This window comes from Paraburkholderia fungorum, from assembly GCF_902833645.1.
Classification (GTDB): Bacteria; Pseudomonadota; Gammaproteobacteria; order Burkholderiales; family Burkholderiaceae; genus Paraburkholderia; species Paraburkholderia fungorum.
In genome coordinates, this window is record NZ_CADFGE010000009.1 from 13,162 (window position 1) to 38,280 (window position 25,119).

The following is a 25,119-nucleotide window of genomic DNA, read 5'->3' on the forward strand; positions in this document are numbered from 1 at the left end:
CTTTGGTCTTAACAATGTCCGTTAAGACCAAGGCCCATGTATTTCTAGATAGTTTTGCATTTGTTAATATAGTCAGCCCCAGATGTAAGAACGAAATAGATTTAGTATAGTCTGGCTCCCGCAACGTGCAGTTGCTTATCAATTCCACCTCATTTATCCGACTATGCCCGTTCAAAGGCGAATCTATGCCGGTAAAGAAGTGCTTGTCTCCATGTCGCGAGACAGGCTTCTTGTCGCCCTGCGACTGGGCGACATCGCCAGGATCGTGGGCATGGAGGAAGGCACGGATCTGGATGCGCTCGTGCGCGCCGCCGGCATGCAGGATGAAGTGTGGCCGAGTCCGCTGTCGGAGGGCGTGGTCAACATGGTCAGCCTTGAGGGCGTTCGTGTGCTCATGAAGACGAAGGGTACGAACGACGCGCTGGGATTTTCTGCGTGGCTGGACGAAGAGTTTCCGGAGAACGCTGCGGTCAGCTCACTGAGCGAGGACGAACTGCTGCCGGAGAATTTGCACCGGGTTGGCGAAATACGCCAAGAAAACCCCGACATTCAGCCGAGTGAAATCGCGAGTCGTCTTAGCATCTCGGTAGACGATGCGCAGCGATACCTCACCTACCTCGAACTACTGCGCAAACTCAAATAGACCAACGCAGGTGTTCGCGAGCGCACCCTTCTTTGTGCGCTCGCTGTCGGGGGAAGGATGGAACACGTCGCGCACGATGAGCGCATTGATCTGGCTGGGCACACGCTGGTGCTCGAAGACATCCTTCACGAGCCGACGCGCTATCGCAAGTGGTTCGAGACGGCACGCGCCACGCACGGACATGCAAGATGCCTGTGCGTGCCAGGTGGTCGGCGACTGCAAATCCGGTTACGAGAAGGGCTCTACCATCTGGCTGTCTGGCCGGAGGACGCGCTCTCTCATCACGCGAAATGTACTTTTCGCTTGCGCGCGGAAGCAGAAAGCGGGCGTGCGGGGTACGCCAAGGGCGCGATCATCGAGAAACCGGACGGGTCTGTCGACATCAACGCCGATGTTCCGTTGAGAGTTCGCGTCGAAGCGCGGACCGGACCGCTCGAACGCAGCGAGGAACCGAAAAGCGGCGGCAAGGGGCGGGCGAAGGTTGGCCTACTCGGCATGCTGCATTCGCTTTGGGAACGCGCGGGCCTGAACGAGTGGCGTCCGGGATGGTCGCGTGACTGGTGGCGCTGTCGCCGCGAGCTCATCAACCTCGACGGCAAGGTGAACGGCGAGCCGGTCGAGAACGCGCTGTACTGTGTGCCCGCTTGGCGCGAAACCGATCGCGAGGGCATCGAGTTGGCGTGGGCGAAGTTCCGTTCGCGCCTCGATGCGCGTGGCGACTATCGGCTGCGTGGCATCGTCATCGGCGAACTGAAGTCGATGGATCTCTCGAAGTTCAGTTACAAGGTCAAGCTGAAGCACCACATGCATGCGTTCTTCGTCGACAAGGCCATTGTCGAGCAGGCGCAGCGGTCCGCGCCGCCAGCCGCTGCGCAGATGGGAAATCCGGATGCGCACATCATCACAATCATGGTGGTGGAGGTCACGCGCAACGGCACGCTCAAAGGTGTGGACATGTCTTTCATGCTAACGAGCCGCCACTACATCCCGTCAGATTCCTCGTATGAGATGCAGATGGCTGAGGCCCTGGTCGATGCGGGCCGTGCCTTCACGAAGCCGCTGCGCTATGACGGCGTTGCCGAGTTCCCTGACTTCCGCCTGCAGGATCAGGACGGTGAGTGCGTGATCGAGGTCTGGGGGATGATGGGCAATCCGGACTACGAGGCTCGCAAGGCGGAGAAGATCAAGAGTTACAAGGGGCGTGGCGTCCAGGTCATCGAATGGGACACGCGCCGCCAGATGCCAGAGTTGATGCGTGCTGGCGGCGCGGGAAAGTTGGCCCATAAAGGATGACTTTTCGATAATTCGCGGCAATGACGGGCGGTAGGGTAGGTGCTGGGATCGTCTATGCGGCTGGCGCGTGGACGAGTTCCCGGTCTACTCGAAAAAGGTCCTTTATGCTCTACGACCACTCGTCCATGTTGCAGTTCGCCTGGGCTGCGTTTGCCGTCTTCATCTCTTACCCACTGCTGTACTGGTTCCTTCGTCGAGTGAAGAAGGTACGGTTGCGATTCAACGTGACCGTCTTCGTGGCCGTTGTCGTGGCGGGATTGCTGCCGATGGAACTCGTCGGTTACGAAGCGAACCGCGCAGCGTCGCAACTCGCAACCGTGTCCATGGTCTTCTCGGCCGAGCAGCGTATTCACGACACGATGCTGGTTTGCGAGGTCGATCCAGGCAAGGTCCCGCCGGAGCAAATCCAAGCCGCTACGCAGCGTCTCGTCGATAGCACGGCAACATGGTTCAACATCAGGAGCATGACGGAAGTCACGTCCGCGCAATGGCTTAAACGCGATGACAGGTGCGGTGGCGGATGGCTGGCGCGCAAAAAAGTGGATACCAATCAGGCGGAGTTTCAGTCGGCAGCGGATTCGGTCAAGTGGTGGCTGATCGCCGGCCTCGTCACGGGCGTCATCGGCATCATCGCAATGTACGAGCTCGTGGTCAGTCGCCTGCGTGAGGACATGCGCGAGGTTCAGGTGGAAGAGCGCGTCGAACTCAAGAACAGCGGCGAAGCGGTGCTGGCGCTCGTCATCTGCGCGATCGCGTTCCTGCCGTTCAGCCTGCTCTGGCTGCGCCTGTTCAAGTTCCCGAAGGCAGCAACCAGGGAACCGCGTACGAGCGCGCAATAACGGAGACCACGCCATGAAAGCTTTTACGTCCGTGATGAAGGTCGGCGGCGCCTTGCTGATCGCAGCGCCCGCCATCGGACTCGCAGCTACGCCGGCGGCGCGCGCGCCGGGTGCGGATGCATCGGACTATGCGCCGGTCAAACGCATGGTGATCATCCACCTCTCGCTATCCCGCGAAGGGACAGCCACACCTCTCACCACTATGGATCTGGCTGGTGTGGACGGTCGAACAATCGTCCGGACACGGCATGAGCAAGTGAGCGACGACGTCGCGATTTGCCAGACGGCGCATGTCTCGGACGGCGAGTGTCCGGCTCAGACCGACATGCAGGTGGCTGATGATCGAACGATGAAAGTCGTCGCAACACCGCGCGTTCAGTCCGATGGACATATCCTGGTGGACCTCGACGTGCAAAACAACCATGCGAACAACGTCGCGGTGGGCGAATTGGCCGATCGCCTCGGCAACGTCGCGTTGAAGGAGACCGTGGCGCTTCAGCCAGGTGTGGCGGTGACCGCGGCGGCCGGGAAGGGCTGGTCGGTCACGGCATCGGCGAAGGTACTGGACCTGACCGATGCTTCACAGAACGCGGCGTCGGCCTCCAATGCGGCCGCCAGCAAGACAGCCACTGAGTGACCGGGATCTCGGCGCGAGAGATGCACACGCGCACGAGGCCGGAATGATTGATACCTTCGGAAAGGAGAATGGGGTGATGTCGAATACGTTTTCGAGCAAACTGGGCGCAGGCGCGCGGCTGTTCTTGGCGGCATTACTTGCCGGCGTGCTGCTTGCTGAAATGGCGGGTTGGGCTTATACGCGGATCGAACGCCATGCGCACGAGCAGTCGTTCTGCGCCTCCAAGGGCCTCGACGCGTCGGACTGCGCGAGGTTGATGGACGCCAATCGCAGATCCTGGGGCGAGTAGAGCGAGCGGGAACCAGAGAAAAGGAGCGACGGATGCGCGCACTTATGCTTTCGCAACCGGCCGAGCGGCTTCCGCTCGCGATCTACCTCGCTGCGCGTTCCTGGCTGCTCGCGAACGATCCAGACGCGGCGCGGATGATCGAGTGGTCTCTCCACGAGATTCGTCCGCCGCAGTCTCCCGAAGCAATGGCAGGCGAAATCATCTGGATCATTCTCTGTGCGGGTCGCTCCGCGCAGGCGGCCCGGACGATCGAGGCGAAGGTATGGAGTGCTATTCGCGCCGGCAAGCCGGTCGTGTCGGCATTCGGTTACCGGGCCAAGGCGGCGGCCATTGAACGGGCGTGGCGGGAACGCGAAGCAGACTTCGCCGCGCTCCAGAATGTGCTGGCGGCCGACGATCCCGTCCGCCTGCTCGAATGGTGCCACGCCATTCCGTTTGTCGGCGATGACACGCAGTATCAGCTCGCGAAGAATTTCGGGGTTCAGGTGTGTAAGCCCGATATCTGGCTTTGTCGGCTGAGCGGCTTCCCGGATCGGCCGCGGGCGCCGGTGAAAGTTCGTTTTGCCGCATGCATGGCGTTGTGCGGCGATCTCGCGCGAGGAAGCGGCGACACTATTGCCGTCGTGGACAGTATGCTCTGGCTGGCGTGCAACAAGGGCGTGCTTGTCACGGATTGTGAAGCGTCGCCGGTCACACTGAATACGGGAGCCGTCACTGCTCGATCGATTTACAAGAGTGCGCCGCAGGCATGAAGGAGATGATGGACCGCAAGCTTGTACCGCTGCACGGTACCAGGAAGGCGAAATGACCATCACGGTATCGGCATCCAGTTGCGCCGACACGCAAGGAATTGCGTCAGCCGGAATTTGACTTCCTGGACTGTTGCCGCGATTACGCTTTCTCGCTAGACTTCGTACTAGCCGTTCGATCGGCAACGTTCACCACCTTCCTTCGCGATCCGCCTCCCCTCGGCAACCTCTCGCCAGACCGGCAGTTTCCGGCCAGCGCTTCTTTCGCGCTTTCCCGAACCCCAACTCTCCGCATTTTCAACGCCCTCTTCGGGGCACTTGGGAGAGAACTCATGAATGCGCAACGGAACCAATCGCTGAACCATCTGCAACGCCGTGTGTCTGCAAGCGAAGGCTCGCCGCTCGCCATCCACTGTGCCTGGACACTCGCGAATCTCCTGGGGATTAACGACTTCGAAGACCCAAACCCGTTTGGGTTTGACTCTACCGAAGATTGTCTCCGCGAATCTGAGGCGCTTGGGTACCGCGAAGGGTTGACGGGCACGGTGCCTTTCTGGTTCGCTGGCACCCCGCTGGCGACAGCATGGAACGCCGGTGCAGACTTCAGGTGCGAATGCGAGATGTATCGTGGCGGCACGCAAGAAGAGTGGGATGCACTCAGCCCCGAGGAACAATCGGCAAGCTGTGATTCATTTCATGACCTGTGCGCCAGCGGTGTGGGCGAACGACACCACTTCTACGATCTTCTCATGAAGAAATGGATGGTCGGCTACGTCGGCCATTAATCAATCAAGGACTGCGCGAGCCCTCATCCGTTGCGGTGGGGGCTCCGCTCACCTCGCAGCCGCCCGACCCGCGGCAACGCTGCGTGTACGGTGAAAACTTCGACATTCCGGCACTTTCCGCTCAGCGTTTCAAAGCGCTTACCCGAAGCTGCCAACTCTCCTGTTTTTCAACGCGCCATCGGGCGCAAAAAGGAGGGAGTCTATGAACACGCAACAAAACGGCACGCGGGACCTGTTTCAGTTCTACCCCACGCCGCCTGATCTCGCTACGCGAGTCTGGAGCAAATTGAACAATAAGCACCCGGACCGGGTGCTCGAGCCTTCCGCGGGAAAGGGTCATCTCTTGACGGGGATGCACGATCGCCGACACTCCTATGGCACCCAATCGTATGCCCACGTGGACTGCTGCGAAATCGATGTTCGCCACCACTCTGATCTTCGCGAGCTTGGCGTGAAAATCGTAGGACACGACTTTCTCGCGATGCAGTCAGGTGCCTGCTATTCGGCGATCGTCGGCAACCCGCCGTTTCACAACGGCGAGAAGCACGTGCTGAAAGCGTGGGACTTGCTATGGGATGGCGAGGTGGTGATGATCATCAATGCCGAAACTGTCCGGAAACCGCTGTCGGCAGAGCGCAAACGGCTCGTCAAACTCATTGACGATTTCGGCGACGTCGAATTTGTCGAAGGAGCTTTTGAGGTCGACGACGCGGAACGCCGCACGCCAGTGGATGTGGCAATCGTTCACCTCGTGAAGAAGGCTGACGTCGGGTCGTTTGTGACGATGGATCTCCTGCGCGGCATGCAGCGAGACACCGTCAGCAATGAGGAACTCGGGCGTGGATATGCCGAGCCTCAGCAGTTGGCGTTGCCCGCGAACGAAATCGAAAACCGTGTCCTTATCTTCGATGCAGCGGTGGAAAGCGCCCGCGCAGCAATTTTCGCGGAGGCTCAGGCCAGTGCGTACGCGGGCATGCTCGGCGAATCGATAGGGCCACGTTCTCCTGGCCAGTCGGACCGGGTGGTCGCACCTAAGGTTGAATTGGTTCGTGCGGCCCTGGGCAAGGCGTACGGTGATTTGAAGGGGCGTGCCTGGGCATCGGTCGTTAGGTCGGCCGACGTGACAAGCCGGCTGTCGAGTCAGGCTCAGAAGCGGGTCGAGTCTGAGTTCAAGCTGATTGCAGAGCTTGAGTTCACGGTGGAGAACATCTACAGCTTTCTGATCGGGATCTGCGAGCAACAGGGAAAGATCCAGATCGATATGCTGTGCGACACCTTCGACCGGATCACTCGCTACCATAGCGATAACACTGCCTACTACCGTGGTTGGCGCAGCAACGACAAGCACTACCGGTCCATTGGGCGGCGGATTCGTTATACACGTTTCATCATCCCTGGCTTCACCGCGGATACGTGGAACAGATCTGCACCATGGGAAATGCAAAGCCTGCTTGCGGACTTCGACAAGGGGTTTGCGTTGCTGGCTGGAGACACCGCTCCCGCGGTGAGTCTGGTCAGTGCGTGCAACTCGTGCTGGACTGAGTTGAAGCATGGAGCGCGAGTCGAATCGTCGTACTTTGACATCCGCTACTACCCGGGGATGGGAACCATCCACTTCTTTCCTCGGGACAAGAAGCTGATCGACCGTCTCAACCGGGTAGTTGGACGCCACCGCGGTTGGCTTCCTGCTGAAAACTTGAAACTGGAGTCAGCCGGCTTCTGGGACCAGTATGAGAAGGCTGAGAAACTGGACAAGGAGATCCGCAAAGCTGTAGCCAAGGGTGGCATCCGTTCGTACGATGATCCGTTCAGGTCCATCGATCACGAGTCGTGGGACGGCCACGAGCAGGCCTGCGAGAGGATTGACCAAGCGATGAAGGAAGTGCACGAAGCTAACGGCATCCAGGTCGCGTTTCGGCTGGCATCTGAGCAATCCAAAGACGCCAGCGCTGCGACCCAGCATCAACTGCCGCTTCTTGCAGCGGCATAACAGATGCAAGGAAATCGGTAACCCGTAACCCGTAACCCACGCCCACCGAGCACTCCGACAGGAGTGCCGGTGGGTTTTCTCTTTCCAGCCGACTGGTGTTAGTCCAGAGGTGTATCTGTGAACCCCGCGTGGGCTAGATCCACGGTCAGGCTGCTCTCTGTAGTATCTTTTCCAGCATATTTCCGAGCCCACAGCCTGCGTTGTGCCGGCGTCTTTTTCGCGCACGTGTGCTCATGGCGGCGCTTCCATGCCTTGCACAAACCCTGCATGTCCCGGTTGAATATCGTGAAGAGAGCGATACTCTGCACCGCCGAATTTGCAATAGGCGAAGCCTGTGTTGTTGATGCTCATTTTGTTCGGCCTTCGTTTCCAGTCGATTCATTGATCCTGTCCGAGAATTAAAACTCCTCGCGCCGCCAGCCGCCCCCGTCGCGCTTGCGAACCTTCGTGATGCCGACGAAGCGGAACATCGGATACAGGTACGCTGCGGTCTTGATTTTCACGCGGGCGTCGTCCTTCCAGAACCCCTTGACCTCGCGGAGTTCAAGCTCGCCATTCTTGAGGCGAACGAGGAAGTCGGATGTGTAGAAGGTCCTTTTGCCGAGACGTAGCTTGACGGCTTCGAACTGGTACGAGGTGATTTCGCCGGCCTGCTTTTCCAACTCGAGCTGCGCGGCGTACGCGGTCTCGGTTTTGTTCATCACGCCATCGGGTAGCCTTCCGAGCGCGAGCATGCGGTCCTGTGGCTTTGGCGGCGCGGGCTGCATGTTCGTCACCGTCGCGGCGGGCGGAGGTGCTGCGCGCGATCCTGTGCGCTTCATCAGCGCCTCGTACTCCTCCTCCGAAAACCTCAGTCCTGTTGCCATCCGTGCCCCCTTGAAAGCCATTGGTCTTTCGAGGCTACGGGGCAGGCTGGGAATGCAAGTCGGGCTACGAGCGTGAAACGCGCCGCGGGCCTCCCTAAAGCGGCGATTGGCGGTTTTACGCGATCAGATAGCGACTGATCGTGCCGAGAATTCGGGCGTCTCGGCGTTGTCGGCGTGGATAGCGAGGATCAACGCGTGGAGGGCGGCAAACGTCCGGGGCGACCGTCCTCCGCCTGTACCCGGGGTGCAGAATTCGAGCCGCGCGGCGCGTGAGTCGTTGACGATGGACACACAGACGTCCCCGTCCGGCTGTTTGAGGAGGACGATGCGACTCGTGAGCGACATGTCGTCGCGCCGGCCGATCATCGTGTTGCGCTCAATTGCGGCCTCGGATGCGAAGGTCGCTTGAGCTGATGCGATCTGCGCCCTCGCCAGGCGAATGAGTTCGCGGCCGACGTGGGTATCAGCGAGCGGGGTGCCGTCGTCGAGTAGAAGCTTGTGCGCTTCTTCAATGATGCGGTGTTCCATGATGAGATCTGGGCAGAAGGTCATTTGTGCGTTAGCCGGTGTTCAGGAACCACGGTACGCGCACCAGTTCGAAGTCAAGCACGCCGGGCAATATTCAGGACGGAGTGGCGATCGCCACTCCGCCGGTCAGGCGCTCGGTGACGCTCTTGCGCACCGCCTCAGGTGCGGTGGCGAGAATGGCTGGCCAACGCCTCTGCGCTTCGACCACGGTCGCGCGCGCGACGCTGACCCAGTGATTCACTCGGCGCAGTCCCGCTTTCTGGAACAGCGCCTCCAGATCGTCCCACGTGAGGGCGCGCAACTTCTGGTCGATGGCGCGGTTCAGCGCATAGTCGTTCTCGCTGACGGCCGCGAAGAACGACGTTACCGGCACGGGGTCATAGAGCGGCGCGAGCTGCGGCGTGCGGCCATCCGGGTAGACCAGTGCCCAGTTCTTCAGATGCGCGTCGCAGTTACCCATCAGAATGAATGCCACAAACCGGCGGATGAACTCTTTGACGTCCTGCGCGGGGCGCGCGGAGAATCGGTCGAGCGTGCCGAGCATGGCGGGGTAGTCGATCATGAGATCGCGGCCGTACTTTGCGCGAGGGTCGTAGCGCAGCACCTGGGCGAACTCTTCCATGTGAACGCGCCGCCCGCCCTCCGTGCGATCGAAGCGCTTCACCGCCAGCACCTCGTCGAACGGAATATGCTCGGGCAGTTCGGCATCTGCGCGGGAAACGATCTCGGCCCACGCGCAGTCCAGCTCGAGCGCCTGGCAGAGTTTGAAACCGGTCATCTCGATCTCCACCAGATCCGGATGGCGCGTGGTCGGTAGCTTCAGGATGTACGAGCCCGCCTCGCCGTGGCGCTTCACCACGTAGCGCCGGCCGTCGCGGATCGCCGAGAACTTGGTGACCACGCCGGGAATCGACGCGGCATCCTCCACCGGACTCTCGACGAAGCCGGGCTCGAGGACGTCCAGACCAAGCGCGGTGTGCCACAGACGCACCGGGTCAGGAATGCCTTCCTGAGGCGGGACAGGCTCGACCTCAACCGCACCCATCAAGTCGTGACCCGCTGCCGCGAGCAGCTCGAACTCGTCGTCTTCGCTGCAGCCGCGCTCGCGCGCGAGGCGCTCGCGGTTATGGCTTTCCGGCAGCAGGTTCTGGAAGAACGACGGCCACTTGCCACCCGTGCGCACGATGCGCTCGTCCGACTGAGACTTGAGGGTTGCGACAGTGTCAGCGTCCGTGGCGCCGATGTAGGAATAGGACAGAACCGGGCGCTGCGGATCGTTGATGTAATCGGGGTCGAACGACACCCGCAGGATGTCACCGTATGCGGACAGGTAACCGATCGGGCGGCGCACGCCGTCAGGCTGGTGCAGGTACAGGCGCAAGTAGCGGATCGATGTGGTCATCGGTTGTTACCTTCTTTATCGGTGGAGGAGGCCTGGTCGCGCATCATGAGGTCGATAACGGACGGCGGCGCGTCGGTGCCGGGCGGCTGCGCGAGATATCGGCCGCCCGAACGGATGAAGTTCTCAAGCGCCGGGCGCAGTTCGGTCGGGACCAGAACGAGGTCCATGCCCACGCCGCGGGCGATCTCCTCGACGGTGGACAGACGTGGGTCGATGACGCCTGACAGCGCCCGCTGGACCGTCGGCACGCTGAAGCCAGTCCGCGCCGCCAGATCTTCCTGGCGCAGTTTCATCGACTTGCGAGCTGCGTCGATCGTGTGCATGATCGAACTAAGCATGATATGGATTCACCATGAAAAACATATATTACTTAGTATAATCGCAAGCTGTGCAGACGCAACGACAAACATCATAAACTATGTAATATGGATAGAATACAAAGATAAATGGGTATTTGTGCGTGGTCGCCCCGGCCATCGCGGACTGAACAAGATCGGCCGAATGCGCCGCGCGTGCAGGACCGCAGGCGCGGTACCGGTCGAGTCGGGTTGGATCAGTCCGGGAGTCTTATTGCAGCGCGAGGCTGTATGTATGTACAGTGGTCGGGTAAAATGGCGTGTCCGAGCGCGCCGCCAGATGATGCTCGGCAACGAACTGAAGCGCATCGGGCTGCGCCGCGTAAGTACGAGCCGAGCGAGCCCACGGCAGAGACATGGATTGACCGATGTTCGAACACAAAGCCATCATGCGGGTCCACCCGCTTTACAAGCGAACGCTCTCGGCGCCGGTTCTCCGCAATCGAGCGTCGTGGCCCACAGCCGACCATGAGGCCGGCGTCGTGGGTATCGTGCTCTATCCCGAAGATGGCGAGCACCAGACGGTCGAGGCGGCTGCGACGTGCGGCTTCGCTTTGTGCCTGATCGTGGATTTGCCTCGCAACACCGGCGTCTCCGCCACGAAGGGCTTCGCATCGTATGCGCGTGCGATCGCGTCCACGCAGCACCAGGCAATCGACGATATCGCGTGGTTCGGACTCGATTCGGTGGGTAACTTTGATGCGGTATCGCTGCAGGGCGAGTACGCGGAGTTTTCGTCTATCGTGCAGCCGGGTCACGTGCCGCGCAGCCTAAGCGCGTTCATGGAGCGTGTGGAGCACATGTTCGGCACGGCGCCGGACATTTTCGTCAGGACGGTCACGGCCATGCTAAAGGATCTGTCTTAACCGAGCCGGAATGGCGGCGCGTGGAAAGTGCTACCCGGCGCGCGCCGGGCAGCACGGTACGCGTTAAGCGATGACCGGCGTTTGCTCCGGTGCGGTCTGTTCCGGGGCGACAGCCGTTTTCCGGGCGCGGGGCTTCGGTGCGGCCGTCTTCTTCGCTGCCGGTGCAGCAGCCTTCCTGGCGACAACCTTGCCTTTCGCTGCGGATTTTTTGGCGGCGGCTTTCTTGGCCGCGACGCGCTTCGTCGCAACCTTCTTCGCCGGCGCCGTATTGGCGACTCCGGCTTCCGGCTTCGCCGCAGGGCTCGCACCGTCAATCAGAAACTTGGTCCGGTCCTTCGCGCTCGCGATCCAGCCAGGTGCTCGGCCGTGGCCAGTCCAGGTCGCGCCCGTCTTCGGGTCTCGGTATTTCGGCTGCGGCGGCGCTTTCACGCGAGTCGACACCTTCAACTTGGTGGCCGATTTCTCGCCCGCGGAACTCTTCGATAACGGCTTGCCCTTCAGATGACGTTCAATGTCCGCCAGGCTGATGCCATGCGTGTTCATCAGGTCGTGGATCTTGTTGAGCGTGGCGGTCGCCTGTTTGGCGATGAGAACCTCTGCTTGTTGCTGGAGTTTCCTGATCTTCAAATTGAGTGACTCAATGGTTGCCATGCCTTCCTCTTCTTGTTAAGGGATTGCGCACTATGCCACAGGATATGCGCGGCTCGTCCTAGCGATCGCGGGAAGGCGTTGGTGTAACCGCAAGCAACGGATCGAGCGATTCGAGAAATTCACGTTGCTCGCGCTCAATCGGACTCCACGAAGGATCTGAGACTTCGACGAAACCACGCGGCTTTGAGTCGCAGAAAAGAGCCATTACGCGTTGACGCCATGTGCGTTTTGCCTGGAGACGGGCCAGAGTCTCGAAGCGAATCTCCGACCATTCGTGGCTGGAATCCATGCGGAACACCCGAAGCCGTGCGGCGTCTACGTCTGCCAACTCGCTATCGAGCAGACCGGTGACGACGGCCTCGATGGAGTTGTCCAGAAAGAGGCTTGTGTCCGGATCCTGCTTCAAGACAAGCGTGGGTATCTCGTCCACGACCCGGAAGGTATAGGCGCATTGGGCGTAGTAGCCCGGAACGAAGCCCTGGTACTGAAGAGTTTTCATTGTTGAGACCTCTAGACGGTGATCGGAATCGCCTAAGCAATCAGCGCCGCGTGAGCATGCAGGCGGCGCGGAACGCCGTGAGGCTGGAGTTCAGCAGGCAGAAGATCAGGGAGGGCGGGTTACGAGGCGTGCGCCCGGAGCGCGACGAGTGCCCGGTTCTGCTCTTCGATCGTGTCGAGCAGAAGGTTGATCGTCATGGCGGATTCGTTGGTAAGCGACTTGAGTGCCGCGTCGAGCGACGTGACGCCTGGGTGCTGGCTCAGGTCGATGCCGTGTTGTGCGAGGTGAGAGAGCTCGTTCGCGAACTCGCGGAAGTTGGAAGTGCTGCGGATCATCATGGCAGTGCGTTTCCTGGTCGTGGGTGTGGCGAAGCGAGCACGCGCCGCCGGTACGATCTGAGGGTAGCGAAGGCCTGCCGGAAACAAGGCGCGGAATGGCGGGGTAAAGCAGACCGGATTCGTTGCGGTTGCGGCGGCATGAGTAGCGAATAATGAGGCAGCGGCGCTGCTTTCGCGGAATGGCGCCGACCTCCCGACTTTGACGGACGACACGCATGGCGAAGACGAATCCGCGCGAGGTTGCGCAAGAGCTAAGAGACCTTGACCGCAAGGATGTGCCGCTGCGCGTGCGCGCGGCGATTGAAAAGGCGATCACGGCGCTGGAAAGCGTCGAGGAGACGCAGGCTGCGTCGCTGGCCGGCAACATGAGCCAGGCGGCCCGCCAGTTTCGGTATCCGGACGTGTCAGCCCTGGCGGGCGGCGCGGATCTGGCGGCGTGCTCGTGCGAGACCTGCCGGCCGGTCACGCTGAAGGACATGCGCATGGTGCTGTGCCCGACGTGCGGCAACAAGCGGTGCCCCCATGCGACAGATCACAGAAATGCATGCACGGGTAGCAACGAAGCCGGGCAGAAGGGCAGTTCGTGGGAACACGTCCGACCCGCGCCAGCAGTTGTTACGGCGAGCCGCCAGCCGGATGCATCCGCCGTTGAGTATGGCGGACCCCGCACCGACGTTCCCGTACCGGTGTCGTAGCCGCTTGCAGGGAAGAGCGCAGATTTCACAACACATAGCATCGGGCAGAATCTACGAGGCGCGCCATGAGCGAAACAAGTTCCGGTGACATGGTCACCGAGATTCGGGAGGTCAACCTCGCGTACCTGCTGCTGGTGCAGCGGCTGATACGGGAGGATCGCGCGATGGCGATGTTCCGGCTGGGCGTGTCGGTCGAGATCGCGGACATACTTGCGAGTCTCACGCTGGCGCAGACCGTCAAGATCGCGGCGTCAAACAACCTCTTGTGCCAGTTCCGCCTCGAGGACCACGGCTTTCTTTCGGCGCTGGTCGACAAAGGGCGCGGGACCGGTCCCGCGCAAATGCACGCAGCCATCCTGTTGGCAGGGCAACCGGCGGAGGAGTTTCGGTGAGCCAGACGAAAGGCAGGGTCGAGGCGGGTACGCCGAAAAAGAGCGTCGTGGGGGAGGTCAAGGAAATAACCCTCGCGATCGAGCTCATCGAACTCGGGGCGCGGTTGCAGCTGCTGGAGTCGGAGACAAGCGTGTCGCGCGACCGGCTCATCAAGCTGTACAAGGAACTCAAGGGCGTTTCTCCGCCGAAGGGCATGCTGCCGTTCTCGACGGACTGGTTTATGACCTGGCAGCCGAACATTCACTCGTCCCTGTTCTACAACATCTACCGTTTCCTGAGGCAGGAGGCCGGCTGCGACTCGATCCACTCGATCGTAAAGAGCTACCGGATTTATCTGGAGCACGCCGAACTCGCCGCCGACGAGGCAGTGCTGACGCTGACCCGCGCATGGACGCTGGTGCGGTTCTTCGATTCAGGCCTGCTAACGACCGCGCCGTGCACGCGCTGCGGCGGGCACTTCGTCGCGCACGCGCACGATCCGCATCACAGCTTCGTTTGCTGCCTATGCGCGCCGCCGTCGCGGGCGGGAAAGACGCGCAAGGCCGCGGCTGCGCTCGCCGCCTGAGCACCGCATCACGACCACCACTCGCCGAGGCTGACTCCATGTTTTTTCTGAAACATCCGCTTCAGGTGGTCGTCTTTGTCCCGGCGATCATCGGCATGGACGCCATGAAATCCTGATGGGTGGATCCGTGAATTGCATCGATGATTAAATAGACAGGAGAAGATATATGGTGGTCGAGGACGAAAAGCGGGCGTTAATGGACGTGGAAAGGGTACTGGTTCGTATCCGGTCGATGGCTATCGATGCGCGTCTCGCCGGAGACTCGGAGGCGCTGGAGCGCATCCTCCGTCGAATCGAATTGCTCGCAGATGCTGCTCACAACATCCCTAGGCTGGTTGCGAATCGAGGGGATGCCGGGGACTCGTTTGCGACCGACGACAACCTGCGCTTTTACGCATCAGAATGCAGGCAGTCTTTGCTGGGCGATCGCGGTTGAGCCAAGGAACGACGGGCTCATTGGATTGGCGGCAAGGCAGCGCAATAGACGCCCTTACTGCGCAAGTGGCCGGACGATGCCCCGCTTCGCGGGAAGCTCTATCCGGGCATGAGCCGGCCCACTGCTACGCGAGCATCAGCGCCAGAGATGACAGCGGCAGCCGTTACCGCGCCGCCAGCGCCACGCTTGCCGCAGGCGTCGGACGTTACGCAAGGTTCTCAGTCCGCTTGAGTATGGAGATTCGTATGGTCACGTTGCCCATGAAGTCGATAGAGGCGTTGCTGGTCAATGGCCTCAAATCGTGTAGCCTGAATTACCTCCCGCACGCGTGCTTGCCCGAGCCGTTGCTGTCGGCGCGTTTGAAGGACGAACTCGAGTGGAATCCTGAGGGCGATCCGAAGGACATTGAAGCGGTGGTACGTCAGCCTGTGCCCCTATTCGAATTTCAATGGGGTGTGCTCGAACTGGACACGATAGCCGCTGAAGATGATATGCCGGCGAGCATCACAGCCACGCTCTACGCTAAAGAGACCCTCAACGATATCGATCTTCTCTCCTGTCTATCGGACACCCTTCCGGGGGAACTGGGGGAGTTCATGACCGACGATGACGAACGGCTCGTGATCCGTGAGCTCGTGGAAGACGAGGAGGAAGGGCCCGAAACTGTGGAGTTCTCGGTGTCAGATGACGGGACGTGGGCCAGTGCGAAAGTTACTTTCTGGCTGGATGGGAAGTTGGCTCCCATCGAGAAGCAGTGGGAGCAGGTCGGCCTGACGCTGAGCGCGCTGATCTATTCCATCGGTGATCTCGTCAAGGCGTGCATCTTCGACATCAGTCATCCTGAGTCCATGCAAAAGCCCGGCTGGCAAAGTCCAGCGTGGCGGGTCAAGGGTTGACCAAGCGCCGCCACGCCCTTTGCACCTCAGTCGCTGCCGCGCGTATGGACACTGCGGAACGAGGATTATCGATGACACGCGCCGATATATTGACGTCGATCCGGCGGCACTTAGGTGCGCGTTCGAGGAGGAGATTTGACAGTTGCGGCTCTTAAGTCCGACCCGCTTTTGCCGTTATTGAGGCGGGCGAATCAATCTGTACCGGGTCAGCCGATAAAGTTAAAGCGAATGAACACGTTGATGGAGAGGAAAGTGGGAGTAAATTCTATATTGGTAGCAGCCCTTCACAATCAGCTGGCGGCTGACGGAATCGACGTAGCGGAATTTATTGGAAGGTTTAGGGGGGTCAACAACCTCCCTAAATGGTACATGGGCGGCGACTATCCGCCGATCTATTGTTGGTATGACTCTTCAATTGACGGGATTGCGCTTCGGGTCTCTTACAACATTCCTCGTTTAAAGAGCGTTTGCAAAGAGCAGTGTGACGTTATGGGAATCCCAGCTAGCGAGGAGGACGTCGACGCAGCGGTAGAGTTCTATAGGCAGGTCTCACTCCAGTCTCTTGCGTCGGTTTTGCAAGAGATCCGACCCCCACTCCCCGATCGCGATAGTCACGCGTGAGCCGTCGGAAAAGCCGGCGGCGCCGGCAACAGAGAAAGAGGAATTATTTAATGGATCAAATGACGCTTTTTGTTCGTGTGGGCTTGGCAATCTGCATCGTCTTTTACGCTGGCGTGCGCGTTGGTATGAAGCTCGGTCGCCGCGATGGGGAACAGCTTGGTGCAGCGAAGATGCTCGGTGTTTTTGCTGCGGCAGGTAAGCGCAGCTAACCACGGAAAAGCCGGTTGGCCACGCCCCCACCGGTCGCAGAACATTCGCCGTCCGTCTGCACCGCAAGGGCTACGACATCCGCCACATCTCCGACATACTGGGCCGTGGCGCGCCTCACAGCCACGAAACGCCTGATTGACAGCGATCCGGTCGTGCTGGGGGACCTGGTCGCCGGTGTCTGCTAAGCGTTGCCCGACCGAGCGTGAACGCGGGCGTTAGGGGCGTCGCTGTCCAAATTGACGACTCGAGCGGAAAAATAGTTCGCTCTAGCCCTAAATTTAAGCCGTGTTTTGCCGATTACGTGTTGAGGGCGCTCTCGCGCCGCCCGGTAGGGAGTATCACTAGAAAAAATCGCTGGGTTGAAGCCCCTTCGACGTACGATACAGATTATTGGAAAATGACTATGACCGACGTGCCGCTTTTCGATGGGATCCCAGAACTTCCGGAGACATTGAGAGAGCATCCAATCAAGGTGTTTCTTTTGACTCGCGATTATGCATATACGGCGCTCATTAGGATGACCGACGACGACGGCCGGAAGGTCAATGGAATTCTGAATACGTTGGACGGCCCGAGTCGAAAGACGGAAATTAAGACGCTCTCCCCGAAGGAATTTATTCACGGTGCTCTGGTCGGTGGATGGCATGTGATGGAGAGCGGTCCTGTGGTCCGGGGATTGGAAATTGCATTGATAGACATCGTGACTTATCCACTCTGGTACGGTCTGGTGGCGGGGATCAACCCCATCGAAGATGGGTCAGCCCGAAAGCTATGGGAGATAAACCACAACATACTCGCCCCCTATAGGGAACGCATCCGCGAGTGCGGAATCCTGACGACATTTATGCACGTCAATGAGAAGCCAATCGATGATGCTCCGACGCACAACGTGATGCATTGTCACGGACCTAAGATGATGGGCCGAGATGCCTTCCAAGAAAGCATTGACGCCCTCGTCTCTAGCCTGCCCAATGTGAGCGTCGTGAGCGACGCGACGCCTTACATGGATGACCGGTACGCTCTCCATGAGCGCCGCAAGGAAGACCCGCCTTGCCACCCATTTCCGAAGCTTCCCCGCGAAACCTTCTTTCAAAGCCGGGGATGAGGTCAGGATAGGAAAAGACATGCACGCAATAGCCGAAGTTGGACGTATTAAGCGCGATGGTTTTCTGACCTACCTTCGGAGCACAGGTCAGCGTGGCGATCCCGACCAGCAGGTGATCGAGTCAGTATCGGTGACGCTGCGCACGCCGGATGATCCGATTGCCCGCATGCCTGATGGCGCGTTGTTGCTGGTGGAGGTCGAGGACGCTATGCCGCTGCTCTCGCTCTATGCGCTTGACACGCACAGTCGCGATGCCGTGTTGGCTTCCATTGTCGAATCCGTGACGCAAAACCTGGAGCCGCTGAGATTCATTGCGGAGCGTCGGCGCGCGACACCGATTGAAAAGATGGCTGCGCTGATTCAAGCGTAACTACTACGTGAGTAGACCGAGGAAAATTACAACAATGAAGAAACTGTTTTTGATGCTCGCGCTTGCGAGCGTGGCAAGCGTAGCGATGGCCGGTAAGCCTGTGGTTATCAAGGACACGCGCGCCGGTACGTCGATCAGCGGCGGTCCTGCCTCGGGCGTGCTGCTGATGCGCGAAGGTGACGCGTGTTCTCTGACCGAGTACAAGCATTCGCCCGACAAGCCCAATCGGGTTGCGTTGCCTGTTATCGTGCATCGCACGTATCCGTGTGACGCTCGCGGCAACCCTGTTTCCGGTAACGTGAACGAAGTGAGGATTGGCGACGGAGCCACCGCAGCAACTCGCGGCCTCAATATCCAGCAATCGACAAAAGGGACCGGCAACACCAATTCGGTAGTCATCGAATAGGCAGCCAAAAACCACGGAAAATAGAAAAAAGGGGATTGACGAAATGAAGAGAGTCGCACTTGCACTGCTGGCCGTAGTCAGCGTCGCAGCCCACGCGGAAGCCGGTCGCTACGTCGCAACCGATGCAGACACATCGACTTCGGCGCTGGTATCGCGGTGGGCCGCACTCGATGGTCGAACGGTCAAGTGGGAGGCCACTGGCGATTTCCCGCCGCGCAATGCGGCCCGGTTGAACGCTAGGGGACAATTCGCCACGGCTCCGAGTCTTGATGATGCCTTCGAGCGGGTTGCGAAGCTCACGCGCGAAGAAAAGCCCGACGCACCGGTTCTGTTTGCCTGCGCGTATCAGCATGGCAAGGTGGCTATGGAAGTCCGCGAGGTCGGTCAGCCTGAGTGCGGTAAGCCGCTTAACTGAAATCGGAAAATTCAGGAAAACGGAAAAGACGCTATGTCAGACAACACGCAAAAAGTGGAAGAGCCGACCGAGGCATATGAGGCTGGCTGTCGCGCTTTCGAGGAAGGCGCGGATCTGGACACCGGCAACCCGTATCCGAAATTGTCGTACGACTGGCATGACTGGCAAAGCGGTTGGTGCGATACCGCGAACGAAGATTGAAACGGAAAAACGTATGTTGATGGCACTTTTGGCGCTAATTGGTCTTGCGCCCGCCCAGGCAAGCCATGATTCGTGGAAGACGAGGAGGAAGGGCCCGAAACTGTGGAGTTCTCGGTGTCAGATGACGGGACGTGGGCCAGTGCGAAAGTTACTTTCTGGCTGGATGGGAAGTTGGCTCCCATCGAGAAGCAGTGGGAGCAGGTCGGCCTGACGCTGAGCGCGCTGATCTATTCCATCGGTGATCTCGTCAAGGCGTGCATCTTCGACATCAGTCATCCTGAGTCCATGCAGAAGCCCGGCCGGCAAAGTCCAGCGTGGCGGGTCAAGGGTTGACCAAGCGCCGCCACGTCCTTTGCACCTCAGTCGCTGCCGCGCGTATGGACACTGCGGAACGAGGCTTACCGGTCGCGGTCGACTTCCACCATCACCGGTATTCCCAGATACGGTGGACGCTCAAACGATGCCTGGTATCGCGCGAGGTGATCCAACTCGGGGAAAGTGAGCCCCATGCGGACCCTCATCGTTTTCTGAAGCGAACGGCTGAGCACTGCACTACGCCAGAAGAGGATCGACTCGGGGACAACGGTGACAAGGCCGAAATCCGGGTACGGCGAGACGGTTGCCGCGTGCAGCAGTAGCGCCTTGCCAACCCCACGCCGACGCCAACGGGGCAGGACTTCGATGTCCCAGATGTACGTGGTACGGGTCATCTTGAGCGTCGAATAGCTCATCCGCCCAAGCTCCGCACCTGTGTTGACCGAAATTGCCTTGAGGATAGTTATGCCGTCCGCGTTTTCGGCATCGAAGCGGTACTGCGGCGCCGGCTTGAAAATGTGCATGCACGCGCGCAGAAAGGTCTTCGGGGCGACGAAGATGCTGGAGAGTTTGACCATGAGAATCCATTCAATTGACTCAACGCTCGAGCCCAAGGGCGAAGCCGCCATCAATTGCCTTAACGAAGTGAGATAGCTAGAATAAGGCACGCCGTTAGATCGGCAACCATCAGTGTCCACGTAACAGCGCCTTGCGGCGCTCCATAATTCTCCTCCATCTGACACCTTCCGGCCAGCGCACGGCGCTCACCCGAAGCGATCCACTCTCCGCATTTCAACGCCCTTCACGGGCAACATCAGGAGAGAATCAATGAATCCGCAACGAATCGAAGCAGGGACTCTACCGGCGATCTTGGATATCGCGGCCGCCATGGAGAAAGTAAGGGCTACTCGTCCACGGGTATCCTCCGAGCCGCTGTGGTGGAACGATGTGAAGATCAATCAGGTTCTGAATGCTGGCGCTGCCGCGGGATACCTCCACAGGTCCTCCACGACTCAGGTCGAGTGGACTGAGTCGGGAGTAGCTGCCCTGGCGCTCGCTCGTACCGCTGGTCCATCGCCCGTAGCTGACGTGCCGGAAGCCAAGACCGTCTACTGCATCGAGCGTAAGGCGTTCGGTGTTGGCGGTGTCGACTGGTTCGTCGATGAGAAGGATCGGGCAGCTTCACCGGGTGACGATCAGGGCATCTGGTTTGATCTCGACGTTCCGGCGAGTGCCTCGAAGGACGACATCACCCGACTGGCTGACGCAGCCATGTGGGAGAAGTCGTACCAGGGGAACGACCCGGAATGCCGTTTCGTAGATCGGAAACTGGCGGAAACTCGGGTCACCTGTCCAACTGAATCGGGCCATCTGGGCGATATCGTTGGGTGTGGTTCGACCAACGTGAGCCAAGCCGACGACGAAGGTTTTCACGACTGCCGGGACTGCGGCCCGTTTTTTAAGGCCGAGGGAGCCGAGGTCGCCGATCGGAAAATGCCGGTGGAGCCGTATGCGGACTGGATTGGTATGAGTTCGCAGGCATACAAGCTCCGTTACGTCCGACACGACAATAAGCCGGCAGCGCGGAACATCGGCGCCGACCTGATTGCTGGTCGGGAGCAAGGGAAACTGCCCCAGACGACCGACGTTCTGGTCGAGGCGGCAATCGCGGCCGGGGCGAAGCGTGTCCCAGCGTACGGAAAGCGAGGTGACCCGGTGTTGTTCTATCCGGATCAGCTTGCGTCCTTCATCTCGTCTGTACAGCCTGAGGTCGAATCGAACGTGCCGAGGCAGCTTACGGATATCGAGGCGAAACGCATTGCCGGACTGGTTCTCGAAGGTGACGACGAGACCGCTCTGGATGGCGTGGTTCACGACGAATGCTCCGCGCTGGCCACCGGGATCAATAACGACGGCGCCGAAGCTCAGGTGAAATATCTCCTGGCAAACGGTTGGACCGAAGCCATGATCCTTAAAGAAGCTGGCATTGATCCTACGCTGGGCGCTCCGCGGCCTGGTATGTGATCTATCAAGCTGAAACCCGCCCGCCATGCCTCACTTCGGAGGGGCGTGGCGAGCTGATCGCGAAAGTAACTTTAAACCCTCGCGGGAAGTCATTCCCGCATGGGGATGCTTCTCGCAATTTTTTGGAGAAGCATCATGAATCAACAAGTGAAAATGCCAGAGCCGCAGTATTCGCGTGTCGACCGGGTGCGTGCCGCTCAAAAGGCCATTATGGTTCACGCCGAAGTGCTGGGCATCGAACAGAGTGAAGCTACATTGGCGGATGAGTTGGTGACGTCGCTGCGGGAATTCTCGACAAACGAGAATTTCAGTCACGTCCCAATGAATCTGCCGCAAAACGACCCTATCGCATGCGAGATTCTGGGCGAACTCATCGACTACTCGACTGGTCGATCCGGCCTTCGTGATTTCTATCCGGGAAAGGTTGATCGGGCGACGGGGCGTCTTTCGCTCGACCGTGCTGACCGGGAGGTATCCCTTTATGTGAAAGGCGGCACTCCTTTCTGTGGCATTCGGGTGGGCAGTGTCTTGGAACGATATCCTGTTACGGCGGAAGGAGTTGCCGTCCTGACCAACGACGCGATAAAGGCACTGATCGACGCGATTCCTAGTGAAAAATTGGTTGCTGACGGTTCTGAACGGAAAGTGCCGGTAGCCATGCGTCAGGCCGACCCAGCAGGGGCGAAGCAGTTTTTTTCCGAACTGCTGGATTCGGTGGAAACGCTGAGTGGCATTGCTGATCAGTACGGTTCTCGCACCCTGGCGGACCTGATGTTTCTGCAGAATGCGATCGCAAGTGGTGGCTTCATCGACCACTATCCCGACGGCTCTTCAGTCGGAGAGGTCGTGAAGGAACTGCCATCGGCTGATCGCTGGATGAAATATGTCGCGCTGCAGTACCTCGAAGAGAAGTACGAGGCACCATCACCGCACATGTAATCCATCAACTTGAGACCCACGCCCACTGCGTTCCCTTCGGGGAGCCAGTGGGCTTTTTTTCGTCCGTGCATTTCGTGATTTTGGGCGCGCGTGTCGCGCGGAATTTTCCTTGGAAAGCCGCGAGCAAGGGTTGAGCGAGGAGAAAAGGTACTTTTCTGCCGATACACTGCCTGAACGAACAACGAAACGGGGTAGTGAAATGGCGAAAGCACCGGTCATTGAGGATAGGGATCTCAAGCATATGCTCAAGGTCGCGGCGGTCACGGGGGAGTCGCCAGTGCGCGACGTGGCGCTGCTCTACGTCCTGTTCGGCACCGGCATGATGCCTACCGAACTGGCGACAGTCACCGTGACGGACTATCTGACCGAAGATAAGGGCGTCCGGCAAGAGAGCCTTGTACGAGCAGCGATCGCACACAACAGTCGAGAGCGGCCGTTGTTCTGGGTGAATCCTCGCGTCGTCGCGGCCATCGATGCTTACCTCGCCCTGCGCGTTACGCTGAAGCATGGCGTGACCACGCGCAAGGCCGCGTTTCTGGGACTTGATCCAGAAGGACCTCTGTTCCGCCGTGCTGACGGCGAGCCGTATGCACTTACGCAGCGCAAGACGCGGACAGGTGCGATCAGCTATGCCTGCGATTCGATTAGCCAGGTCATCCGCCGGTTGCATGCCCAGGCCGGCGTCGAGGGCGGTCACGCTTTGGCCGGCCGACGTACGTTTGCCGTGCGCCTGCACCGAAGAGGATACGATCTCCGGCACATATCCGAACTCCTGGGCCACGGCACACTGACGGCCACGAAGCGGCTCATAGATAGTGGCCCTGTGAAGCTCGGTGACCTCGTCGCGAGTGTGATTTGACCGCTGTGGCGCTTAAGTCTGTCCGACTTTTGCCGTTATATCGTCTGCGTGCACGGTGCGCTATCATGGTACGCAACGCGTATCAACTTCAAAGGCTATGTCGGATACTACCCAGCAGGATTTCTTGAAGGACGCCAAGGCACAGCTTGGCCTCACGTGGGACGAACTCGCGGTGGCGAGCGGGATCAATCCGCGCGCCCTGAAGACCTACCGGATGCCAGACGAATCGAAGGACTATCGCGCCCTCCCAGATCTTGCCCGTGCGGCGATCGTGCGATTGCTCGAAGATCGTCGCGGGCGGCGTACGAAACGCGCTTGACATGGTACGCAATGCGTACCATCATGGCATCGCGATATTTGTCAGGAAAAGCATGCGAGTGTGCGACGCGGCGTTGGCGGTGCTACTGGAGACGAAGAACCCGAGCGTGATGTACGGGGACGAGTGGCTTTGTCGCCGCATCGCGGACCGGATGCAGTGGGCGCACGAAGGGCCGTACACAAGCCGGCGCGTGCTTCGCGCGCTGTCGAAGACACCGGGACGGTTAATCAAGGGATTGGCAGGAAACAAAGGTCGGCGTCGGCGCGAGGAAAACGACATGAATAAACGGATTGTGATGCTTTCGATTGCGCTCGTGATGGGCTGCATCGGGTGGTATGGCTTGACGAAGAAGCCCGCGGTCGGCGGCGCATGCGTCCAGCCGGGGACGGTGGCGACAGCGGCCAACGGAGCGTTGCTCGCCTGTGTGGATGGTCGCGTGACTTGGAAGTCGGCCCACTAACAACTCGGAAAAGAAAATGAATCCAGGTCTGAGAAAAATCCTCGCGGTTCCTATGGGTTGCCTGCTTATCGCGGGGGTGGTTTTGATGGCGCAAGGAAAGTGGGACACTGCACTGAAATTGGCGGAGATTGCGTCTCCGGTGACGATCGTAATTACTGTGCTGGTGTTTGCGGCCTAAATCTGAAAGCGGAAAAGCGCAATGGTCAAAAAGTTACTTGCTATCGGGATTTCGACGCTGTTAACAGGTGCGGCCCATGCGAGCAACGTCGAGTTTCAGCGAGGCGTGTCGTTGCATGAGCAGGTCCGCCAAGTCGTGCAGCGCGAGGGCTACACCTTGGTCTGGCGCTTGCCGGTGGATGCAACGGCGGTGGAGGCAGCGCGTCCGTACCTCAACTGGGTTGACGCGATCTACGGCGCAACGAAACAGCTTTCGGAAACGACAGTAGCAGGCACGAAGGTCTCGGCAGATTTGGCTGCTCCAGTGGTATGCGATGGCAGCAGGACGATCACGATAACCACTCTTCGTGACGCGCGCCGAATCGTCAATTCCGAAGCTCGGTGTCACGACCTCAAGTAAGCCAAGGAAAAGAGGAATCAACATGCTAATGGCACTACTCGTAATGATCGGGCTCGCTCCGGCTCAAGCGACGGACAACCCGTGTTTCGGCCCGACGTGGGCCTTGTCCGAGCGTGCGGCGCTTGCGTGCGACTTCAAGGATGCAAGCAAGGTCGCAGCAAGCGGAATTCCGCCCGGCTATGTCGGATCGAGAACACAGGTCTCGTTCAGCCTTACTCCGCTGAATGTGGGAGGCATGCGCAAATCTATTCTCGTCAGCAATAAGGTAGTCGGTCAAGCTGATCTGGACACGACGGCGGCAATGATCGGTGCGGATGGCGGCTGGGTTGATCAAGACGGCACTGCCCACGGCGCTAGGAACGGGTGGACGCTCGATCTGGCTCATGAGGGCATCCACGCAAAAGCCGGATCGCTGGTTGCACTGCTGGATGGTCAGCCCGCCTAATCGAAGGAAAAACGATGCCACAAGTTAAAGGGTTACTTGCATGCTTGGCTGTGATCTTCGTGCTCGCTGGAGTAATCGGACTTCCCATGTTGCTCGCGGCGAAACTCATGACGCATCCAACGGCCGGGGATGTCAT

37 protein-coding genes are annotated in these 25,119 nt (G+C 59.5%); 29 read left to right on the forward strand and 8 right to left on the reverse strand.

Annotated features, from left to right (window positions below):
• The first annotated feature begins 271 nt into the window (after positions 1 to 271).
• The 8 genes from HWX91_RS25050 to HWX91_RS25085 all read left to right on the forward strand — a co-directional run bounded on the left by HWX91_RS25050 (position 272) and on the right by HWX91_RS25085 (position 7,225).
• Positions 272 to 643 carry a hypothetical protein gene (locus HWX91_RS25050; protein WP_102857283.1) on the forward strand — a complete coding sequence of 124 codons (372 nt, stop codon included), beginning with the start codon at positions 272 to 274 and terminating at the stop codon, positions 641 to 643.
• Positions 644 to 700: 57 nt separating this feature from the next.
• Positions 701 to 1,936 (forward strand): DUF1173 family protein, encoded by a 1,236-nt coding sequence (locus tag HWX91_RS25055; RefSeq protein ID WP_028195711.1) that lies wholly within the window; start codon positions 701 to 703, stop codon positions 1,934 to 1,936.
• Positions 1,937 to 2,040: 104 nt separating this feature from the next.
• The gene (locus HWX91_RS25060; RefSeq protein WP_028195710.1) at positions 2,041 to 2,775 is read left to right on the forward strand and encodes a hypothetical protein; all 735 of its coding nucleotides are present in this window, start codon (positions 2,041 to 2,043) and stop codon (positions 2,773 to 2,775) included.
• 13 nt (positions 2,776 to 2,788) lie between these two features.
• Complete coding sequence (locus tag HWX91_RS25065; protein WP_028195709.1) at positions 2,789 to 3,412, forward strand: hypothetical protein; 624 nt, start codon at positions 2,789 to 2,791, stop codon at positions 3,410 to 3,412.
• 43 nt (positions 3,413 to 3,455) lie between these two features.
• Positions 3,456 to 3,701, forward strand: coding sequence for a hypothetical protein (locus tag HWX91_RS25070; protein ID WP_042274480.1), 246 nt, complete (start codon positions 3,456 to 3,458; stop codon positions 3,699 to 3,701).
• Between the two features lie 185 nt (positions 3,702 to 3,886).
• Positions 3,887 to 4,453 carry a hypothetical protein gene (locus HWX91_RS25075; RefSeq protein ID WP_244144139.1) on the forward strand — a complete coding sequence of 189 codons (567 nt, stop codon included), beginning with the start codon at positions 3,887 to 3,889 and terminating at the stop codon, positions 4,451 to 4,453.
• A 329-nt stretch (positions 4,454 to 4,782) separates the two neighbouring features.
• A complete protein-coding gene (locus HWX91_RS25080; RefSeq protein WP_028195706.1) occupies positions 4,783 to 5,235 on the forward strand; it encodes a hypothetical protein in 453 nt (150 codons plus the stop codon).
• A gap of 202 nt (positions 5,236 to 5,437) precedes the next feature.
• A complete protein-coding gene (locus HWX91_RS25085) occupies positions 5,438 to 7,225 on the forward strand; it encodes a DUF4942 domain-containing protein (protein ID WP_042274478.1) in 1,788 nt (595 codons plus the stop codon).
• A 398-nt stretch (positions 7,226 to 7,623) separates the two neighbouring features.
• On the opposite strand, the gene HWX91_RS25090 is transcribed toward HWX91_RS25085, so the two are convergent.
• From HWX91_RS25090 to HWX91_RS25105, 4 genes are all read right to left on the reverse strand, one after another.
• Positions 7,624 to 8,091, reverse strand: coding sequence for a DUF1064 domain-containing protein (locus HWX91_RS25090; protein WP_244144140.1), 468 nt, complete (start codon positions 8,089 to 8,091; stop codon positions 7,624 to 7,626).
• A gap of 123 nt (positions 8,092 to 8,214) precedes the next feature.
• Positions 8,215 to 8,619 (reverse strand): hypothetical protein, encoded by a 405-nt coding sequence (locus tag HWX91_RS25095; RefSeq protein ID WP_127837843.1) that lies wholly within the window; start codon positions 8,617 to 8,619, stop codon positions 8,215 to 8,217.
• 94 nt (positions 8,620 to 8,713) lie between these two features.
• Entirely contained in the window at positions 8,714 to 10,021 is a 1,308-nt protein-coding gene (locus HWX91_RS25100; RefSeq protein ID WP_028195704.1) for a type II toxin-antitoxin system HipA family toxin, read from the reverse strand.
• On the reverse strand, positions 10,018 to 10,359 hold the full coding sequence (locus tag HWX91_RS25105; protein ID WP_042274476.1) for a helix-turn-helix domain-containing protein: 342 nt from the start codon (positions 10,357 to 10,359) through the stop codon (positions 10,018 to 10,020). The genes HWX91_RS25100 and HWX91_RS25105 overlap by 4 nt, the downstream gene beginning before the upstream one ends.
• A gap of 386 nt (positions 10,360 to 10,745) precedes the next feature.
• Between HWX91_RS25105 and HWX91_RS25110 the strand changes: the two genes are divergently transcribed.
• Entirely contained in the window at positions 10,746 to 11,243 is a 498-nt protein-coding gene (locus HWX91_RS25110; RefSeq protein ID WP_028195703.1) for a hypothetical protein, read from the forward strand.
• Between the two features lie 63 nt (positions 11,244 to 11,306).
• Here HWX91_RS25110 and HWX91_RS25115 read toward each other — a convergent pair whose 3' ends face one another.
• From HWX91_RS25115 to HWX91_RS25125, 3 genes are all read right to left on the reverse strand, one after another.
• On the reverse strand, positions 11,307 to 11,894 hold the full coding sequence (locus tag HWX91_RS25115; protein ID WP_028195702.1) for an H-NS histone family protein: 588 nt from the start codon (positions 11,892 to 11,894) through the stop codon (positions 11,307 to 11,309).
• Positions 11,895 to 11,952: 58 nt separating this feature from the next.
• Positions 11,953 to 12,393 carry a hypothetical protein gene (locus HWX91_RS25120; protein WP_028195701.1) on the reverse strand — a complete coding sequence of 147 codons (441 nt, stop codon included), beginning with the start codon at positions 12,391 to 12,393 and terminating at the stop codon, positions 11,953 to 11,955.
• A gap of 119 nt (positions 12,394 to 12,512) precedes the next feature.
• Positions 12,513 to 12,731: a hypothetical protein gene (locus HWX91_RS25125; RefSeq protein WP_028195700.1), complete on the reverse strand. Its 219-nt coding sequence runs from the start codon at positions 12,729 to 12,731 to the stop codon at positions 12,513 to 12,515.
• A 215-nt stretch (positions 12,732 to 12,946) separates the two neighbouring features.
• Here HWX91_RS25125 and HWX91_RS25130 point away from each other — a divergent pair, with 215 nt between their 5' ends.
• The 12 genes from HWX91_RS25130 (at position 12,947) to HWX91_RS25185 (ending at position 19,377) form a co-directional block, all read left to right on the forward strand.
• Positions 12,947 to 13,426 (forward strand): hypothetical protein, encoded by a 480-nt coding sequence (locus HWX91_RS25130; protein WP_052660695.1) that lies wholly within the window; start codon positions 12,947 to 12,949, stop codon positions 13,424 to 13,426.
• 65 nt (positions 13,427 to 13,491) lie between these two features.
• Positions 13,492 to 13,818, forward strand: coding sequence for a flagellar transcriptional regulator FlhD (gene flhD / locus HWX91_RS25135; protein ID WP_028195699.1), 327 nt, complete (start codon positions 13,492 to 13,494; stop codon positions 13,816 to 13,818).
• Positions 13,815 to 14,384 (forward strand): flagellar transcriptional regulator FlhC, encoded by a 570-nt coding sequence (gene flhC / locus HWX91_RS25140; RefSeq protein WP_102857284.1) that lies wholly within the window; start codon positions 13,815 to 13,817, stop codon positions 14,382 to 14,384. Before flhD ends, flhC begins: the two co-directional genes overlap by 4 nt.
• Positions 14,385 to 14,550: 166 nt before the next feature.
• On the forward strand, positions 14,551 to 14,820 hold the full coding sequence (locus HWX91_RS25145) for a hypothetical protein (RefSeq protein WP_028195697.1): 270 nt from the start codon (positions 14,551 to 14,553) through the stop codon (positions 14,818 to 14,820).
• Between the two features lie 245 nt (positions 14,821 to 15,065).
• Positions 15,066 to 15,716, forward strand: a complete 651-nt coding sequence (locus HWX91_RS25150) for a hypothetical protein (RefSeq protein ID WP_028195696.1) — start codon at positions 15,066 to 15,068, stop codon at positions 15,714 to 15,716.
• 671 nt (positions 15,717 to 16,387) lie between these two features.
• Positions 16,388 to 16,546 (forward strand): hypothetical protein, encoded by a 159-nt coding sequence (locus HWX91_RS25155; RefSeq protein ID WP_156034518.1) that lies wholly within the window; start codon positions 16,388 to 16,390, stop codon positions 16,544 to 16,546.
• Positions 16,547 to 16,950: 404 nt separating this feature from the next.
• On the forward strand, positions 16,951 to 17,652 hold the full coding sequence (locus HWX91_RS25160; protein WP_028195694.1) for a hypothetical protein: 702 nt from the start codon (positions 16,951 to 16,953) through the stop codon (positions 17,650 to 17,652).
• A gap of 19 nt (positions 17,653 to 17,671) precedes the next feature.
• Positions 17,672 to 18,022, forward strand: coding sequence for a hypothetical protein (locus HWX91_RS25165; protein ID WP_028195693.1), 351 nt, complete (start codon positions 17,672 to 17,674; stop codon positions 18,020 to 18,022).
• A gap of 34 nt (positions 18,023 to 18,056) precedes the next feature.
• On the forward strand, positions 18,057 to 18,428 hold the full coding sequence (locus tag HWX91_RS25170) for a hypothetical protein (RefSeq protein ID WP_028195692.1): 372 nt from the start codon (positions 18,057 to 18,059) through the stop codon (positions 18,426 to 18,428).
• A 43-nt stretch (positions 18,429 to 18,471) separates the two neighbouring features.
• Positions 18,472 to 18,843, forward strand: a complete 372-nt coding sequence (locus tag HWX91_RS25175; RefSeq protein WP_028195691.1) for a hypothetical protein — start codon at positions 18,472 to 18,474, stop codon at positions 18,841 to 18,843.
• Positions 18,844 to 18,876: 33 nt separating this feature from the next.
• Positions 18,877 to 19,044 (forward strand): hypothetical protein, encoded by a 168-nt coding sequence (locus HWX91_RS25180; protein WP_156034517.1) that lies wholly within the window; start codon positions 18,877 to 18,879, stop codon positions 19,042 to 19,044.
• A gap of 72 nt (positions 19,045 to 19,116) precedes the next feature.
• A complete protein-coding gene (locus tag HWX91_RS25185; RefSeq protein WP_028195690.1) occupies positions 19,117 to 19,377 on the forward strand; it encodes a hypothetical protein in 261 nt (86 codons plus the stop codon).
• 65 nt (positions 19,378 to 19,442) lie between these two features.
• On the opposite strand, the gene HWX91_RS25190 is transcribed toward HWX91_RS25185, so the two are convergent.
• Entirely contained in the window at positions 19,443 to 19,937 is a 495-nt protein-coding gene (locus HWX91_RS25190) for a GNAT family N-acetyltransferase (protein ID WP_162181286.1), read from the reverse strand.
• Positions 19,938 to 20,187: 250 nt separating this feature from the next.
• Here HWX91_RS25190 and HWX91_RS25195 point away from each other — a divergent pair, with 250 nt between their 5' ends.
• The 8 genes from HWX91_RS25195 to HWX91_RS25230 all read left to right on the forward strand — a co-directional run bounded on the left by HWX91_RS25195 (position 20,188) and on the right by HWX91_RS25230 (position 24,983).
• Complete coding sequence (locus HWX91_RS25195) at positions 20,188 to 21,384, forward strand: hypothetical protein (protein WP_028195688.1); 1,197 nt, start codon at positions 20,188 to 20,190, stop codon at positions 21,382 to 21,384.
• 135 nt (positions 21,385 to 21,519) lie between these two features.
• Complete coding sequence (locus tag HWX91_RS25200) at positions 21,520 to 22,323, forward strand: hypothetical protein (RefSeq protein WP_052660694.1); 804 nt, start codon at positions 21,520 to 21,522, stop codon at positions 22,321 to 22,323.
• A 109-nt stretch (positions 22,324 to 22,432) separates the two neighbouring features.
• Positions 22,433 to 23,182, forward strand: coding sequence for a tyrosine-type recombinase/integrase (locus HWX91_RS25205; RefSeq protein ID WP_244144141.1), 750 nt, complete (start codon positions 22,433 to 22,435; stop codon positions 23,180 to 23,182).
• A gap of 97 nt (positions 23,183 to 23,279) precedes the next feature.
• Positions 23,280 to 23,501, forward strand: a complete 222-nt coding sequence (locus HWX91_RS25210; RefSeq protein ID WP_028195686.1) for a hypothetical protein — start codon at positions 23,280 to 23,282, stop codon at positions 23,499 to 23,501.
• A gap of 277 nt (positions 23,502 to 23,778) precedes the next feature.
• Positions 23,779 to 23,961, forward strand: a complete 183-nt coding sequence (locus HWX91_RS25215; protein WP_127837844.1) for a hypothetical protein — start codon at positions 23,779 to 23,781, stop codon at positions 23,959 to 23,961.
• 16 nt (positions 23,962 to 23,977) lie between these two features.
• Positions 23,978 to 24,139, forward strand: a complete 162-nt coding sequence (locus tag HWX91_RS25220) for a hypothetical protein (RefSeq protein WP_156034516.1) — start codon at positions 23,978 to 23,980, stop codon at positions 24,137 to 24,139.
• A 21-nt stretch (positions 24,140 to 24,160) separates the two neighbouring features.
• Positions 24,161 to 24,538, forward strand: coding sequence for a hypothetical protein (locus HWX91_RS25225; RefSeq protein ID WP_028195684.1), 378 nt, complete (start codon positions 24,161 to 24,163; stop codon positions 24,536 to 24,538).
• Positions 24,539 to 24,566: 28 nt separating this feature from the next.
• Complete coding sequence (locus tag HWX91_RS25230; protein WP_127837845.1) at positions 24,567 to 24,983, forward strand: hypothetical protein; 417 nt, start codon at positions 24,567 to 24,569, stop codon at positions 24,981 to 24,983.
• Positions 24,984 to 25,119: the final 136 nt, after the last annotated feature.